17 protein-coding genes are annotated in these 16259 nt (G+C 65.4%); 11 read left to right on the top strand and 6 right to left on the bottom strand.

Features of this window, described 5'->3' with window-relative positions; translation table 11 throughout:
• The first annotated feature begins 10 nt into the window (after nt 1–10).
• Both MU553_RS11135 and MU553_RS11130 read left to right on the top strand, forming a co-directional pair.
• Entirely contained in the window at nt 11–475 is a 465-nt protein-coding gene (locus tag MU553_RS11135) for a DUF5812 family protein (protein WP_247377559.1), read from the top strand.
• A 139-nt stretch (nt 476–614) separates the two neighbouring features.
• Complete coding sequence (locus MU553_RS11130) at nt 615–2384, top strand: histidine kinase N-terminal 7TM domain-containing protein (protein WP_247376857.1); 1770 nt, start codon at nt 615–617, stop codon at nt 2382–2384.
• On the opposite strand, the gene MU553_RS11125 is transcribed toward MU553_RS11130, so the two are convergent.
• Entirely contained in the window at nt 2385–2738 is a 354-nt protein-coding gene (locus MU553_RS11125; protein WP_247376859.1) for a DUF7968 family protein, read from the bottom strand.
• A 300-nt stretch (nt 2739–3038) separates the two neighbouring features.
• On the opposite strand from MU553_RS11125, the gene secF reads away from it, so the two are divergent.
• Both secF and MU553_RS11115 read left to right on the top strand, forming a co-directional pair.
• A complete protein-coding gene (secF, locus tag MU553_RS11120) occupies nt 3039–3929 on the top strand; it encodes a protein translocase subunit SecF (RefSeq protein ID WP_247376860.1) in 891 nt (296 codons plus the stop codon).
• Complete coding sequence (locus MU553_RS11115; protein WP_247376862.1) at nt 3926–5476, top strand: preprotein translocase subunit SecD; 1551 nt, start codon at nt 3926–3928, stop codon at nt 5474–5476. Before secF ends, MU553_RS11115 begins: the two co-directional genes overlap by 4 nt.
• Nucleotides 5477–5704: 228 nt before the next feature.
• Here MU553_RS11115 and rnhB read toward each other — a convergent pair whose 3' ends face one another.
• The 4 genes from rnhB to MU553_RS11095 all read right to left on the bottom strand — a co-directional run bounded on the left by rnhB (nt 5705) and on the right by MU553_RS11095 (nt 8921).
• Nucleotides 5705–6352 (bottom strand): ribonuclease HII, encoded by a 648-nt coding sequence (rnhB, locus tag MU553_RS11110; RefSeq protein WP_247376864.1) that lies wholly within the window; start codon nt 6350–6352, stop codon nt 5705–5707.
• Between the two features lie 63 nt (nt 6353–6415).
• The gene (locus MU553_RS11105) at nt 6416–6601 is read right to left on the bottom strand and encodes a hypothetical protein (protein ID WP_247376866.1); all 186 of its coding nucleotides are present in this window, start codon (nt 6599–6601) and stop codon (nt 6416–6418) included.
• A 69-nt stretch (nt 6602–6670) separates the two neighbouring features.
• The gene (locus tag MU553_RS11100) at nt 6671–7969 is read right to left on the bottom strand and encodes a tRNA pseudouridine(54/55) synthase Pus10 (protein ID WP_247376867.1); all 1299 of its coding nucleotides are present in this window, start codon (nt 7967–7969) and stop codon (nt 6671–6673) included.
• A 52-nt stretch (nt 7970–8021) separates the two neighbouring features.
• Complete coding sequence (locus MU553_RS11095; RefSeq protein WP_247376869.1) at nt 8022–8921, bottom strand: esterase/lipase family protein; 900 nt, start codon at nt 8919–8921, stop codon at nt 8022–8024.
• Nucleotides 8922–9162: 241 nt separating this feature from the next.
• Between MU553_RS11095 and MU553_RS11090 the strand changes: the two genes are divergently transcribed.
• The 5 genes from MU553_RS11090 to MU553_RS11070 all read left to right on the top strand — a co-directional run bounded on the left by MU553_RS11090 (nt 9163) and on the right by MU553_RS11070 (nt 13402).
• Nucleotides 9163–9417 (top strand): hypothetical protein, encoded by a 255-nt coding sequence (locus MU553_RS11090; protein WP_247376871.1) that lies wholly within the window; start codon nt 9163–9165, stop codon nt 9415–9417.
• 83 nt (nt 9418–9500) lie between these two features.
• Nucleotides 9501–11075: an SLC13 family permease gene (locus MU553_RS11085; protein WP_247376873.1), complete on the top strand. Its 1575-nt coding sequence runs from the start codon at nt 9501–9503 to the stop codon at nt 11073–11075.
• 113 nt (nt 11076–11188) lie between these two features.
• Nucleotides 11189–12739, top strand: coding sequence for an aldehyde dehydrogenase family protein (locus MU553_RS11080; protein ID WP_247376875.1), 1551 nt, complete (start codon nt 11189–11191; stop codon nt 12737–12739).
• 138 nt (nt 12740–12877) lie between these two features.
• Nucleotides 12878–13147, top strand: coding sequence for a type II toxin-antitoxin system HicB family antitoxin (locus MU553_RS11075; protein ID WP_247376878.1), 270 nt, complete (start codon nt 12878–12880; stop codon nt 13145–13147).
• Between the two features lie 3 nt (nt 13148–13150).
• Nucleotides 13151–13402 (top strand): type II toxin-antitoxin system HicA family toxin, encoded by a 252-nt coding sequence (locus MU553_RS11070; protein WP_247376879.1) that lies wholly within the window; start codon nt 13151–13153, stop codon nt 13400–13402.
• 52 nt (nt 13403–13454) lie between these two features.
• Here the strand turns inward: MU553_RS11070 and MU553_RS11065 are convergent, their stop codons facing one another.
• Nucleotides 13455–14108 (bottom strand): helix-turn-helix domain-containing protein, encoded by a 654-nt coding sequence (locus MU553_RS11065; RefSeq protein WP_247376881.1) that lies wholly within the window; start codon nt 14106–14108, stop codon nt 13455–13457.
• 176 nt (nt 14109–14284) lie between these two features.
• Here MU553_RS11065 and MU553_RS11060 point away from each other — a divergent pair, with 176 nt between their 5' ends.
• Nucleotides 14285–15223, top strand: coding sequence for a ferritin family protein (locus tag MU553_RS11060; RefSeq protein ID WP_247376884.1), 939 nt, complete (start codon nt 14285–14287; stop codon nt 15221–15223).
• Between the two features lie 54 nt (nt 15224–15277).
• Complete coding sequence (locus MU553_RS11055; protein ID WP_247378074.1) at nt 15278–16132, top strand: undecaprenyl-diphosphate phosphatase; 855 nt, start codon at nt 15278–15280, stop codon at nt 16130–16132.
• Nucleotides 16133–16259 lie beyond the last annotated feature (127 nt).

Here is a 16259-nt window from a genome sequence, read left to right as displayed (position 1 = left end):
TCCCTACCGGGTGGCAATGAAAGACGGGACGTTTCTCGTGACGCACGTCGACGAGGAGTCCGCCGTGGTCCAGGACGTGGCCGACGGGCAGGTCCACACGCTCGCTGAGTGCGACGACTTCGCCGTCGGTGAGGTCCTGGACGCGACGCTCGAACCGGAACCGCCGATGGAGGTCACCTGGCGGATCGCGGAGGAGAGCCGTCGACGGACGATCCCGGTCGAACACAGCGAGGAACCGCCGACCCAACAGGCGCGCGACCTGGCGGCCGACCAGCAGGTCGGCGATCTCACGACCCGGGAGCGGGCTGGCGAGGGCGAAGTCCACGTGCTCACCGTACCAGCCGACCAGACGGCCGACGCGGCCGAGGAAATCGTCGAGGACGAGGAGACGCGCGCTCGGGCGGCGCGGCTCGACGTCGCGCACGTCGAGGTGCGGGCCGCAGACGGCGTCGTCAGCGTGCGATACCTGCCCTGAGACGCTGTCTCTCCAGGTCGGCGCTTCCCCCTGTTCGTGTACTTAAATATAACCGGAAGCTACCGGCTGTATTCTTAATGAGATAGGGGCGTAAGCGACTGTTACGTCCGCGGGGGCGTAGGGGGAAGTAGCAAGTCGCGTGTTTGTTTCACCGTACATCCTGGCGCTCGCCGTCTCGGTGGCAGTTGCGCTCGGGTTCGCCGTCGTGACGTGGCGACGACGGCCCGAACCGGGCACGACAGCGCTGACTGTCCTTCTCGTCGTGGTCGCGCTCTGGATCGGTTGGTACGCCATCGCGCTCTCGCTCCACGACCGGCTGTTTCGGCTCCAGATCCATCGGTGGGTGTTGGTGCTGTCGGTCGGCACGCCCGTCGCGTGGTTCGTCTTCGCGCTGCAGTACACGGGCCACGGCGACGAGGTCACGCGCGGCACCGTTGGCGCGTTGTCGGTCCTTCCGGCAGTCACTGCCACGCTCGCCGTCACGAACCCGTGGCATCACCTGGTCTGGACGGACACTGATGTCGTCACCGCTGGCGGGTTGCTGCTCGTCGAACAGTCCTACGGGATGGCGTTCTGGGTCCATCTCCTCTACGCGTACACGCTGGTGCTCGCCGGCGTCGTCCTGTTGCTCAGGCTCGTGTTCACGGCTGACCACCTGTTTGCCGATCAGGCGCTCGCCCTGCTCGTCGGGGCGCTCGTCCCGCTGGTGGCGAACCTCGTCTCGATCGCCGGGCAGGCCCCCGTCCCGGGTCTGGATCTGACGCCGTTCGCTTTCACGGTCAGCGGCGTGACGTTCGGCTACGCGCTGTACAAGTCGGAGCTGCTGGATCGCATCCCGGCGACGCGTCGCATCGGCCGCACCGCCGTCGTCCGGAACATGCGTGACGGGGTGGTCGTGCTCGACGACGGCGACGTCGTCATCGACGTCAACCCCATCGCCGAGGAACAGTTCGACTGCGAGGCGGCCGACGTCATCGGTCAGCCGGTTCAGGAGATCCTCCGGGACCCGACGTTCGAGGTCCCCGAGAGCGGGACCACCGTCGTCTGGTCGGCACCGGGGCCGCTGGAGTACGAGATCAAAAGCTCGGTGCTGCGCGACCAGCACGACCGCACCGTCGGCCGCGTCCTAGTGGTTCGGGACATCACCGACCGGACGAACCGCCGCCAGCAACTCCAGGTGTTGAACCGCGTGTTGCGGCACAACTTCCGGAACGACATGAACGTCATCGACGTCTGTGCCACGCAGCTGAGCGATCAGCTACACGGGGAAAACGCCGAACTGGCGGATCGCATTCGGATGGTCGCCCGGGACCTGGCCGAGACGGGGACGAAAGCCCGCGAAGTCGAGCGCATCATGTCGCGACGCCACAACGACCCGCAACCGATCGACCTGTCGCCGCTGGTCAAACGCCAGGTCGACACCATTCGCCACGAGTACCCCGAGATCGACGTCGAGACGGCGGTCCCCGACTCGCTCGAGATCCGCTCGACGGGGATTCTGGAATCGGTACTTCACAACGTCCTGGAGAACGCCGCCGTCCACAACGACCATCCGGACCCCTGGATCGAGGTGGCCGTCGAGGAGTTCCCGACCGCCCAGGAGATCGAGATCACGGTCGCCGACAACGGGCCGGGCATCCCGGACCAGGAACGCGAGGTGCTGATCAAAGGGACGGAGACGCCGCTGGAACACGGGAGCGGACTGGGGCTCTGGCTGGTCAACTGGGGCGTGTCGATGCTCGGCGGCGAAATCGAGTTCACCGACCGGGCGGGGGAGGCGGATGCCGGTGACGGGTCCTCGGACCCCGACGACGGGCCGCGCGGCAGCGTCGTCACCATCACGATCCCGCGTCGCCAGCCTGTGGCCCCGACGGGGGCTGCTGACCAGTCGCCGGTCGACGCGAACTAGTTACTGGGTCGGGCCGCCGGCGCTCTGAACGCGCCAGCCGCCCTGGACGTCGCAGGCTTCTCGAACCTCGTACTCGATGCTCGTTTCGTTCGTCACGCGCGAGCCTCCCTCGACTCGTTCGATCTGGAGCGGGACGTCCAGGCTGTTGCCACAGCAGCCGACGCCGACGAACTCCGGCCAGGTGTCGCCGGATTCGGCGGTGTCGTGGGTTTTCCGGAGATACGCTTTGAAATGAGGCGTCGCTACCTGGTCTCTGCCCCACGCCGAGAGGTCGGCGGGGTAGGAGACGGTGACCCGACGAGCGACTGTTTCCGTCTCCTCGCCTGCCTCGTGGGTGTCTCGTTCGGATACCATACGTCCCCTACGGATTCGAGGGAGAAAGCCCTTGGTCGCGGGTGTGACGTGCCCGGGGAACTGCCGTCTCGTGCACTGACCTCGCGGAAATCCCGCGACGGCTGCCGGGTGACGTCGCTGCCAGACAGTGCGGCTCAGTTGTCTGATCCCGTCGGACTGGTATCGAGGCGAGAGTCAGCTACGTCTCGGACGGTCGCGCGCGAGTGACACCGAGATAAGAAGGCTTATTCGGGGCTGTTGCAATCCACGGCGTATGGTGGAGTTCGAGGTACCGGCAGCCGGGCGCAGGGGGTGGTCCGGATGAGCGTGAGAGACCTGCCGGACCGCTTACCCGAGATCGACTACACGAAGTACACGAACCGCCAGCTGGCGGCGATTCCGCTCGCCGTGCTGGGCGTGTCGTTGTTGATCCTCGTCGGTTGGTCGCTGTTCGTCACTGGCCAACCAGCGAGTCCCGGCTCTCCGGTTGATTTGGGAATCGCGTTCACCGGAGGCACAGAGGTACAGATCGTCGCGACCGACTCGCCGTCGGCAATCGAGAGCAATCTCGGTTTCCAGGTCGATTCGGTCCAGCCGGTTCGCGGGAGCGACCGGTACATCGTGACGACCCAGTCGACCAACACCGAGCAGATCCAGAGCGCGATCAGTTCGGCCGGGTACGAACAGATCTCGATGAGTGAGACGGCCGCGAGCTTCGGGGCCGACTCCGTCCAGTTGGCGTTGATGGGCATCGCCGTCGCGTTCGTCGGGATGAGTCTCGTCATTTTCATCCTGTTCCGGACGTTCGTCCCGTCGATCGCCGTCGTGATCTCGGCGTTCTCCGACATCGTGATTCCGATCGCGCTGATGAACGTCTTCGGCATCAAGCTCTCGCTGGGGACCGTCGCCGCGCTCCTGATGCTCATCGGTTACAGCGTGGACTCGGACGTGCTGCTCAACAACCACATTCTCCGTCGGCGCGGGGGCTTCTATGAGTCGACCTACCGCGCGATGCGAACGGGTGTGACGATGACGCTGACTTCGATTTCGGCGATGGCCGTGATGACCATCGCGGCGTACCTGATGGGCATCCCGCTGTTGCCCGAAATCGGGATCGTCCTGGTCTTCGGCCTCTCGGCTGACCTGATGAACACGTACATGCTCAATCTCAGCCTGCTTCGCTGGTACAAGTACGAGGGGGTCAAGCAATGAACCTGCGCGAGAACTGGCGCGTCGTCCTGCTGGTCGTGTTCGTCGTCGCCAGCGGGGTCGCGTTGCTCGCACCGGCCGTCAGCGGCGGTGACGGCGCCACTGGATTGCAGTACGGCTTGGAACTGTCCGGCGGGACGAGTATCCGCGCGCCGCTGGTCGGGATGACTGCCGAGAACGTCAACATCAGTCAGACCGTCGAGAACGAGAACCAGAAGCGCGCGGCGCTCGCGAATGCGCTGAACGTTTCGGAGAGCGACGTGACCTTCAGGGCGCGCGAACGCGCGGTGGAGGTGTACTCCGACAACGTCACCGAACAGGCGTTCGTCACTGCGCTCAACGACAACGGGTTCGACGTGGCCGACGACGACGTCCGTTCGGGCGTCACGCAACAGACTCGTGAAGACGCGGTCGCGATCCTCGACGAGAAGGTAAACCAGGCCGGACTGACCGGCGGCGGTGCGCGGTTGACCACGTCCGGAACCGGGCAACACTTCGTCGTCGTCGAAGTGCCCAACGCGAACCGGACCGAGGTGTTGAACCTCATCGCGGACCGCGGGCAAGTCGAGATGGTGGCGCACTTCCCGGCCGACAACGGGAGCCACCGCCAGGTGACGCTGCTGACCAACGAGGACTTCGTCAACATCGGGTCGGCACAGCCCCCGAACCAGGCACAGCCTAATCCGTACGTCTCCGTCGCGCTGACCGACGAGGCCGCGCGGAACTACTCCAACGCGATGCAGCGGTTCGGCTTCACGAGTCAGGACGGCATCGCGAACTGTCCGACACGGACTGCGCTCCAGGACCCGCAGAACGCCTCCGGCTACTGTCTGTACACCGTTCAGGACGGCAGAGCCGTCTACGCGGCGCAGATGAGCCGTGGGCTCGCGGGGTCCATGGAATCCGGCGACTTCGTGAAGGACCCGTCGTTCGTCATCACCGCGACGAACATGACCGAGGCACAGCAGCTCTCGGTCAACCTCAAGGCCGGTGCGCTGCCGACGGAACTGGCCATCGACGATGGGACGACCTACTACCTGCAGCCGAGCCTCGCCCAGGAGTTCAAGGTGTTCTCGGTGATCGCGGGCCTGGTCGCCTGGCTCGCGGTGAGCTTCGTCGTCTTCCTCCGCTACGGCAGTCCGCGGGTCGCGGTGCCGATGCTGGGGACGGCGGCCGCCGAGGTGTTCCTGCTGCTCGGCTTCGCGTCGACGGTCGGCCTGGCGCTCGATCTCTCGCACATCGCCGGGTTCATCGCCGTCATCGGGACGGGGGTGGACGACCTCATCATCATCGCCGACGAGATCTTACAGGAGGGTGACGTCGCCACCGGCAGGGTGTTCCAGAACCGCTTCAAGAAGGCGTTCTGGGTCATCGGCGCCGCCGCGGCGACGACCATCATCGCCATGAGCCCGCTGACGGTGCTGTCGCTGGGTGACCTGACCGGGTTCGCCATCGTCACCATCGTCGGCGTCCTCATCGGCGTGCTGGTCACGCGGCCGGCCTACGGTGACATCCTCCGGAACCTCATGCTCGACGAGTACGAGGAGTAACCGACGACGCTGCAGTCGTCCGATTCCGAACGGGTTTCTCGCGATTCGTCCGCTGCGTTCGCAGGTGTTTTCAAAACGAGAAAACGCTCCCTGCCTTTTGTGTAGCTGGGTGTCGTACGTTCAGGCGCGGCCAGACGCCCCCAGCGATCCTGGCCCCACCCCCCCACACCACGTGGCGTTTCCCCCCAAACGCCACATTTCCCCACTTCCAGGCACTTTTCCTGCTGCTCAGAACTCGTCGAGACCCGTCTGTGCGGCGGCCGCGAGCACGTCCTGGCTGGTTTGCCAGGACGCCCGGGCACAGGACGGGAGCTCACCGTGGTCGCTGACGTACGCACGGAGGAACTCGCGGGTGGCCGGATCGCTCGGGTAGCCGCTCCCCACGTCGTCGTAGCTGTCGTGCCGGGCGGCCAGGTTTTCGACGTGCGCGTCGCGAGCGACCTTCGCGATGATGCTCGCTGCGCCGACGAGGGCGTACGTTTCGTCGGCTCCGTGTTCGGCGACGACGTCCAGGTCGGCAGCGACGTGGTCCCCGACTCGTCGGCCGAACCGGGCGGCGTCGGTGTCGCCGGCGTCGACGGCACCACGGTCGCCGTCTCGCGCGACCGCGTCGAGGGCGTCGGCCTGGGCGGCGACGGTGAGCGTGTTCATGTCGGTCTCGGGATCGTCGATGCGGTCCGGCGGAATCTCGGCGAGGCCGACGGTCACGCGGTCGTCCGCGCGGAGCGCGCTCGCGAACTCCTCGCGACGAGCGACCGAGAGGTTCTTCGAGTCGTCGATGCCCGCGGGGAGCACCGCCGGGTCGGCACGCACCGCCGCGGCGAACATCGACCCGAGGACGGGTCCCTTGCCGGCTTCGTCGACGCCGAATTGCATGCTGTCGGCTGGTCGGCCAGCGACGGGAATAAAGACGGTGGGTTCGCGACTGTCTCGGCCGGGTCAGTCGTCCAGTTCCGGCTGCTCGATTTCGGGTTCGTCGATCTCGACCTCCCCGATCGGTGGCGCTTCGATGTCGACTTCCGGTGGCTCGTCCGCGCCCTCAGCCTCGTCGGTTTCGGCTTCGGCTTCGGCGGCTTCCCACTCGGCCTCCCAGTCGATGACTCCGTCTCCAAGATGGTGGCACATGGTATCTCTCCTCACTATCTGTGAGGTCGTTCAGGTCCCTAAACGTTGTTGCGGGAAAGAAATACGGCGCTACGATTCGGCTTCGTGCTGGAAGAACTCGGGGAGCGCGAACGGCTCCTCCTCGCCTTCGACGTCGAGGACGTCCAGTGCGGTGACGACGGCTCCGACGCCCAGCAGGCCGGACAGGCTGGGATCGGTGCGCCCCTCGTCGCCCGAGACGAGTTCCTTCACGTAGAGGCCGCCCTCCCCGTGAACTTCGAGGGTGGCGTGCGTGTCGTCTTCCAGCTCGCCGTCGATACCGTACACCTCGCGGGTCCGCGTGATGTCCGCGCGGCGATGGGACACCCGCTGGGGCGTGTCCTGATGGATTGTCGCGCCGTCGAGTTCCGCGAGGGCGGCGTCCAGTTCGTCGGCGGTGACGGCCTCGTCGAACTCGACGGCCATCCGGTAGGTCTTCGAGGCGTCGTGTTCCTTGACGCGCTCGACCATGTCGTGGGTCGCCAGCCGCAACCCCTCGACTTCGACTTTCCCCTCGGCGAACTCGTTGATCTCGTCCTCCAGCTCCTCGGGATCGACGTCACGGGTCCGGGGCTCCTTGACCTCGATGACGAACGGGCGGCCGCCGCCGAGCATCAGCGCGTCGACGTCCTCGCGGCCGGCGCCGTGGAAGACGGCCTCTTCGCCGTCCATGGCATCCAGGACGACCGGTGCCGACAGTTGCTCGACGCTCTCGTCGTAGCGAAAGCCCGACCCGCCGCAGCCCTCACAGGTCGCGCCGCGCTTGAGGCCGGTCCCGCCGCAGTCGTTGCAGGGCCACTTCGTCTGGGGGATGTCCCGTTCGAGTTTGCGGTAGCGGCCGTAGACGAACGCGGAGTTGACCTGGACGTCGAGTTCGTCGGTGGCCAGGTCGAGCAACACCAGCACGTCCGGGCGCTCGAAGTCGACCTCGGTGTCGGTGAGGCGACCGAGACGCTTGCCGACTTCGCGGTTGAACTCGCTTTTGAGGAGTTCGCCGGCGTCGGGTTCGAGGCCGACGTCCTCCCGCAGCAACTCGTCGTTCTCTTCGAGCAGCGGAGGCACTTTCGTCCCGGTCTGGTAGGTGGCGAAGTCGTAGTCCCTGACGGCGTGGGCGGCGCGGTCTGCCCACTCGTCGTAGCGCTGGCATTCGCCTTCACACACCCAGCACTCGCCGTCCGGTTCGAGGTCGTCGATCGGCTCGTCGTCGTCGAGGGCGACCGCCACCCGGAGCGAGTGGCCTCGCTCGACGTTAGTCAGTCCGAAACTCCGGTCGGCGACGAGCCGACCGAGACACGCGTCACAGAGTGGCCCGGTGTCGATCGCGCGCCGGGCCGTCTCGAGGACAGTCATTACCCCTCTCAAGGCGGGGCGGCCGTAATTCCCTTGCCCTTCGCTTCGGCGACTACGGACGCGCGGGCTCGTCCCCGTCGTCGCTCTCGGACCCGAGGAGCGCCCTGAAGTTGTACGGCTTCTGGCCGCTACACCACTCGAAGACGTGCTCGATAGCGGGGAGACTCGCCCGGACGCCGTCGTGGTCGGCCGTGATGGCGACGTTCTCCGCGCCCTCCAGCGCGGGGCTGTCCAGGCAGTTCCAGAACAGCGGGTCGTCGGTCCCCCGGAGGGTGTAGTAATCCACGTCGCCGGGCGTCTCCTCGGCGTTGAGGTCGGCGAGGGGATGCTCGGACAGGCGGTGGTAGTCCTTCCGGAGGAAGCGACTCATCTTGTACGTGCCCGTGGTGAGGCCGGCCCGGACTGCCATCGAGTTCAACACCGTGCCGTGGTTCGCACCGGCGAGGCCGACGAACGTGTCGACCCAGTCGTACCGGTCCTCGCGGTGGAGCCAGTAGCGGGTGCCCGTGACGCCGAGACTGTGCGATACGACGGCGACGGACGACGCGCCGGTGTACTCTCGAACCCGGGCGACGAACGCGTCCAGTTGGTCTGCCATCTCGTCGTGGGAGGGACTCCCGCTGCCGAACGTGATCGCCCAGAGGTCGTCGCCGCCGTACGATCGGTTCCGGAAGAACTCGGCGTGGACGTCCCAGTCACAGGCGTCGCGCTGGTTCCCGTGCACGAACACGACCGGGGTCTGCTCTGTGCCTGGGTCGGTTCCGTGATGCTCGTGCCCGCCCCACCCGCCGTAGCCCTCCGTCGCCCAAGGGAGCCGCGCGTCGCTCGTTCGGTCGTGCGCGCAGTCGCGACGACAGCCGTCGCGCCGCCGACAGCGCCGCAGTTCCATGAGGTTCGACGTGAGTTTCCCCAGCAGGCCCGGCGATCCTGCTGGCCCCCTATCAGTAGACATACGTGTCTTGTGTGAACGTGTGTCATATATACTTATGTGTTTACAACGATCGCAAAGCAGCGAAAATAACGACCTATGTCAGTCGAGAGGGTGGTTGGAGTTACCGAAAATTTGCTGAGCAACTGATTTGGTTAACGACGACTGCTAATCATCGGAGTGTTGCACCTGTCTTACTGGCGCGGACTCGGGTGGCGCGTCAGGTGCGAACGTTTTTACGCCGTTTCACGTTTAGTGTCGACTGATGGAGTCGTCAGAGGAGTCCGCAGCGATCGACGTCGGCGAGATCTCTCCCGACGCCTGGCGATTGCTGCGTACGGCCGCTGGCTACGAACAGCGGACCGTCGAGAAGGAAGTCGACGATCTGATGCAGGCCCACATCTCGATGCTAGAAAACGGGAGTCGCGGCCTGTCCGCTTCGCGCCGGCACGCGCTCTTCGAGTTGTACAGCGCCGAACTTTCCGCCGATCAGATCGAAGCGCTCGTGACGCACTTCTGAGGTCACTCGTTGCGCGGTGTGGTAACGCATCTATCAGAGAAAGCAAATGATAAATAGAGGGGTTCTTTGAGATACGTGTATCAATGATACAGCTGCAGACGGACTCGGAAAAGGGTAAATTAGCCGTTTTCGCGATGGCGTTGCTCGGTGCTGGACTGATCGCATTCGCCGCTGATCCGGCGAACCTATCGACGAAAGGACAATACGCGATCGCGACGATGTTCTTCGCTGCGGTACTGTGGGTGACAGGTGCGATCCCGCTGGCCGTGACTGCGCTGTCGATCCCGGTGCTACTGACTGCCTTCGGCGTGTACGACAACATGGACGCGGCGTTGACGGGCTTTGCCGACCACCTCATCTTCCTGTTCATCGCGGGGTTCATGATCGCGAACGCGCTCCAGAAGTACAACATCGACCGCCGGATCGCGCTGTGGATCATGACCAAGATGGGGTCGTCCCCGCGGCGGCTCATCCTCGCCGTGATGCTCGCGACGGCGTTCCTCTCGATGTGGGTCTCGAACACCGCGACGACCGCGATGATGACGCCCATCGCGCTGGGCGTCCTCGCGCAGGTCATCGGGCGCGACGAGTTACAGGAAGCGGAAGACAGCGAGGAGGCGTTCTCGAACATGCAGATCTCGATGCTGCTCGGGACCGCCTACGGGGCGAGCGTCGGTGGCGTCGGGACGCTCATCGGGACGCCGCCCAACGCGGTGCTCGCGACCCAACTCAACGCGATCCTCGGTTACGAGATCGGCTTCGTCGACTGGCTCGCGATCGGCCTGCCGGTCGTCGCCGTCACGCTCCCGCTGGTCTGGTACCTGCTCACCTTCCGCCTCTACCCGCCGGAGATCGACGACGTCAGCGACGCACGTCAGGAAGCGCGCAAGTACCTCGAGGAGGAGGGCTCGCTCTCCCCGCGCGGCCGCCGCGTCGCCTACATCTTCGCGACGACCGCCGGGCTGTGGGTGCTGGGCGGGCTCGACCTGCTCGTCGAACGGCTCGGTATCCTCCCCACCACGTGGTTCAACACGCTCTTTGGCACCTCCGAAGGGATGACGGTGCTGGGCGTCACCGGCCACCAGGGACTGCTCTACTACGTCATGGTCGGGATGTACGCCATCCCCGCGCTCGTGCTGGCCGACACCGTCGACTGGGAGGACATCGTCGACATCGACTGGGGCACCATCCTGCTGTTCGGTGGTGGGATCGCGCTGGCCGACGCGCTCGCGGCGACCGGCGCGACGAAGTGGCTCGCCGAGACCATCTTCGGCTCGCTGACCGGCGCGCCCATCATCCTCGTCGTCGGCGCGGTCGTGCTCGTGGTCGTCCTCCTCACCGAGATGACCTCGAACACGGCGACGTCGACCATCATCGTCCCCATCCTGATCGGGATCGGCGGCATCTTCGCCACCACGCTCGGCCTCTCTGAAGTCTCCGCGGCCGTCTTCCTGGCAGTCAGCGGCGCGATCGCCGCCAGCTTCGCGTTCGCGCTCCCGGTCGCGACGCCGCCGAACGCCATCGTCTTCGGCAGCGGCCACCTCAAGCAGCGCCACATGATGCGCGCCGGGATGGTCCTGAACGTCCTGATGACGCTCGTGCTCACCGGCCTCATCTGGCTGATGTTCAAGTTCGTCTGGCCGGTGATCCTCTTCTAGTCGCTGACCGCTACTGACGCTGATTTCTTTCTCCGCTGCACGCGCCATTTAAAAATGCGAGTTATTGAGGCACTACCCCTAACTCCGCTTCTGGTGAAGGGTTCTCACATCGCATGCAACGCGACTACTTCGACAAAGCACGGGTGGCCGTGGGGGACTCGATCGCGGAGAAACACGCCGACGTCGCGGCGGACGTCATCGACGAGGACGAATACGGGCACCTGATCGGCGGGGACTGGGTCGATTCGACGAGCGGCGAGACGATGGAATCGGTCGATGCGACGACCGGCGAGACGCTCGCTCGGTTCCAGGACGGGACCGCCGAGGACGTCGACGAGGCCGTCGACGCCGCCTGGGACGCCTTCGAGAAGTGGGATCAGGTGTCGCCGCAGATGCGCTCGGAGAAGCTGTTCGAGATCGCCGACCGCCTCGACGAGCGACGCGCCGAGATCGCGCGCCTCGACAGCCTCGAAGTCGGCAAGGCCAACCAGCACTCGGCGTTCGTCGACCTGGAGATCGCCATCGAGCAGTTCCGCTACTTCGGCAGTCTCTGTCGCACCGCCGACGAGGGCCGTCGGCCGCCGGCCAGCGACGACCGGTTGACCTACACGCAGAAAGAGCCCTACGGCGTCGTCGGCCTCATCAGCGCGTGGAACTTCCCGGCGATGTTCGTCGGCTGGAAGGTCGCCCCCGCTCTCGCAGCGGGCAACACCGTCGTCTACAAGCCTTCCTCGCGCGCGACGCTGTCGACCCTGGAGATGGCGCGCACCATCCAGAACGTGCTGCCCAACGGCGCGATGAACGTCGTCACCGGTTCGGGCAGCGAGGTCGGGAACGCCATCTCCCAGCACGAGGGCGTCAAGAAAGTGGGACTGACGGGCTCGACGCGGGCCGGCCAGTTCACCATGGAGAACGCCGCCACGCAGATCAAGCCCGTCTCGCTCGAACTCGGCGGGAAGTCCCCGAACATCGTCTTCCCCGACGCCGACGTCGAGAAGGCCGTCCAGGGCACCATCATCGCCTCCTGGTTCAACGTCGGTCAGCAGTGTACGATGGGCTCGCGCCTGTTCCTCCACGAGGACGTCAAAGCGGAGTTCATGGAGAAATTCATCGAGGCGACGGACGACCTCACCATCGGCGATCCCCTGTCCCCGCTGACGGACGTCGGCCCGCTCGTCGACCACGACCACCTCGAAGAGGTCCAGTCGTACGTCGACACCGCGGTCGAGGAAGGGGCGACGCTGGCCTACGGCGGCGAACAGCCCGACGACGAGGAGCTGCAGGGTGCCCCCTATCTGAAGCCGACGATCCTCACCGACGTGGAGAACGACGACACCGTCGCCTGCGAGGAAGTGTTCGGCCCCGTCCTGTCTGTCATCGAGTGGTCGGACTACGACGAGATGATGGCCCAGGCCAACGACACGATCTACGGACTCGCGTCGGGCGTCTGGACGACCGACCTGGACAACGCCAAGAAATCCGCCGACGACCTCGAAGCCGGCACTGTCTGGATCAACACCTGGAACGACATGTTCGAGCCGAGCCCCTACGGCGGCTACAAGCAGTCCGGGATGGGGCGGGAACTCTCCGAGGAGACGCTCGAGGACTACCAGCAGACGAAGTCGGTGACGATGAACTTCGGCGGCCTGCCGAAGATGGGGTGAGGTCGGTAGCGGTCTTTGTAGAGGTGTGCGTTGACATCATGTGCTCGGTGGTCTTCACAGTGTACCGGCACCCAACTCCGCTGAGCGATTCTGTTCGAGCCGAACGCTTATACTGGTCATCCTGCAACTAGAACTGAGATGGCCAGTTCGACGCGGAACGGGGAGCCACACGAAGAGGAGATCCGACTGTGGCGCGAGGACGACTGGTGGGTCGCGAAGGACGTCGAAACGGGTGTTACGAGCCAAGGTGAATCCCGAGCGGCCGCGCTCGATAACCTCGACGAGGCCGTGGCCCTTCACGAGGGCGAGATCGGGCGTGAACCCACTGACGAAGAACTGCGCGAGCTAGGCATCGACCCCGAGGACAATACGACTGACGACGGAGCGCCGCCAGACGTCCTCAACTAGTCGATGGGCCGTCGACCGTTCTCTGGCATGGAGGTCGTGAAGGTGCTGGTCAACGTCGGTGGGTTCGAGTGGCGACGCACGGCCGGTGACCACGCGCAACTGTACTACGAACACCCGACGAACGAAGACGATCGTCGGCAGGTGACGGTTCCGCTGCACGACGAACTCCGAGTGGGGACCCTCCGGAACATCGCCGAGAGCGCAGGTGCACGGGACTTCGAGGACTTTTGTAACTGGATCGACCGGAACTCGTAGCTGGCCAGTGGTGAATCCCTGAATACTGGATCGAACTTGAACGACCGAGATCTCATCCTGGAACGATCTCTTTCAGAATTCGCGATTCGATCTTGCGGAGGTGTTCGCCGACGGTGACCGGGGCGAGATCCAGTTCGGCGGCGACGTCCTCGTAGGTCGCGTTCCGCGGCACGTCGTAGTAGCCGGCGTCGATCGCAGTGACGAGAATCTCGCGCTGGCGGTCGGTCAGCCTCGAGAACAGCTGTCGGTCGTCGGGGTGGTACTCGCCCATCGTCTCCAGTTCCACGTCGATGCTGTCGGGAATGAGGTCGATCGATCGGGTGATGGTCGCCTGTTCACCGATCGACCTGACGCGGATCCCGCCGTCTTTCAGGCACTCGATGGGCGTGTCGACGACGAGGCTGTACTCCTGTGGGAGTCGGAACAGGGTGTCGACCGTCTCGTTGGGCTGGAAGTGGATGTACGCGATGAGGTCCTGGCCGTCGCCCGAGATGCTGTGCGTGAGCACGTCGGCGTGGTTCCCCATGATCTCCCGCGCTCGGTCGAGGTCGCCCTGCAACTGGTAGAGGAAGACGATGGTCCCGTCGTCGAGCTGGTTGATGTGGTGGATGGCGACTCGCTCGACCTCGGCGGCGTCGAGGAGCGCCCTGTCGGCCGGATGAAACCCCTCCCGCCCTGGCCGCAGCGCCAACTCTGCGCAGCGCATGTCAATCAAGACGGACTACCCCCTCTTGTCTTTCGGGGTTCGTTCAATTTTCCGCTATCTCGCCCGAAAACCGGGATTTTCACCGTCGAATACGCGGTGTGGGAGTGCGGGATAAAGGCCCCAACATACGTTTGCAGCACGGATAGGGCCGTTTCCGGCGTTGGTCGTGGTGTACGATGACACAGGTAGAGGACGCCAGCCGCGACATGCGGCTCGATCCGGACTCGTTCGCACAGGGCTACTTCGAGAACGCCGTGTACCGTCACTGGGACCCCTACGAGATCGAGGGGCTCGCCGAAGACAAGGAGAAGTTCCTCGAATACGAACCGACCGAGGCGGAGTTCGAGGAGTTCCGGACGGCCGTCTCGCGGTTCGGGGCGGGTGAGGAGGCGGTGACGGAGGACCTGATGCCGCTGGCCCTGGTCTTTGAGGACATCAACGATCAGATGTTCCTCTCCAGTCAGATCTACGAGGAAGCAAAGCACACCCAGTTTTTCGACCGGTACTGGCGCCAGGTCGTCGACCCCGTCGCCGAGGAACTGGGGTACGAGCAGACCAACCCGACGGCTCAGCACTACTTCAACGACGACTACGTCGCGCTGTTCGACAAGACCGAGGCCGCGATGGAACGGCTCCTGACCGAGGACACGCCCGAGAACCGCGTGACCGCCTACTGCCACTACCACCTGACGGTCGAATCCGTGCTGGCGCAGACCGGCTACTACGGCTTCCAGTCGGCGTTCTCCGACGGGGGATCCGACGAGGTGGCGCTGCGCGAGTGGCCCGACCTCGACGGCATCGTCAACGGGATCACCAAGATCCGCAGCGACGAGGGTCGCCACGTCGGCTTCGGGATGCACAAGGTTCGCAACGCGGTCCAGCGCGGCGAGGTCGACGAGCAGGTCGTCCAGGACACGCTGCAGGACCTGATGCCCCACGTCGCCGGGACGGTCAGCGACTTCGGCGACGCGATCGACCCGACGCCGCTGGTCACGTACGCGCGCGACAAACTGACGCGCCGTATCGACATCATCACCGACGCCGACGCCGAGGTCCCGCCGGTCCACGAACTCGTCGACATGGACGAGCGCGAGGCCGGCGCGACCGCCGACTGACGACCTGCGTTCGCTAACCGAATCGCCTTTCTCTCTCCGGTGTGCTCGCCCGGTATGGACGAGTGGTTGGTCGCCGTGCTCGTCGGCGTCGTGCAGGGTGCCCTGGAGTGGTTGCCGGTCTCCAGCGAGGGGACCATCGCGCTGACGCTGACGATCGTCGCGGACGCGACGCCGGACGCGGCCGTCAGCTACGCGCTCTTTCTCCACGCCGGCACCGCGATGGCCGCGACGGTCTTCTACCGGGACGAGATCGTCGACGTGCTCCGAACGCTCCCGGGACTGCGACCCCGGTCGGCGTTCGAGCGGCCGACGGCTGACCTGGCGTTTCTGGGCGTCGGGACCGCGGTCTCCGGCGTCGTGGCGATCTCCGCGTACAAACTCCTCGAACACCTGGTGTCGGACCTGACCGGCGGTGCGTTCGTCGCGCTCATCGGCGGGCTGTTGATCGTGACTGGCCTCGTCCAGCGCGTGGCCGAGTCTCGCGGTGGTGGCCTCGTCCAGCGCGTGGCCGAGTCTCGCGGTGGTGGCCCCGACAAAGAGCGACCGACGCTGTTCGACGCGGTGCTCGTCGGCGGGCTCCAGGGGCTGGCGATCCTTCCCGGCGTCTCTCGGTCGGGAACGACGGTCAGCGCGCTGCTCCTGCGGGGCTACGAGGGCGTCGACTCCCTGCGACTCTCCTTCCTGCTCTCGATTCCGGCGGCGCTCGGTGCCGGCGTGTTGGCTGTCCTCGACACGGGCGTTGCGGGCATCTCGCCTGGGGCTGCGGTCGTCGCGCTCGCCGTCAGCGGCGTCGTCGGGTATCTGACCGTCGGCGCGCTGGTCGCGCTCGCTCGTCGCGTCGCGTTCTGGGGCATCTGCATCGGGTTCGGCTCGCTGGCAGTCGTCGGGGGCGCGCTCCTGGTGTTGTAGGTCCGAACGCCGTTTCCCGAACCGTTGCGTCGACGACGGCGTCAGTGACGCCAGCGGGCGTCGGCTGCGACGTTCGTATCGAAACTGAAAACGTTCCGGCAACATTTATCTTATCGAACTGGTAGAT

The organism is Halorientalis brevis, assembly GCF_023077655.1.
This window is presented reverse-complemented; position numbering and strand designations above follow the sequence as displayed.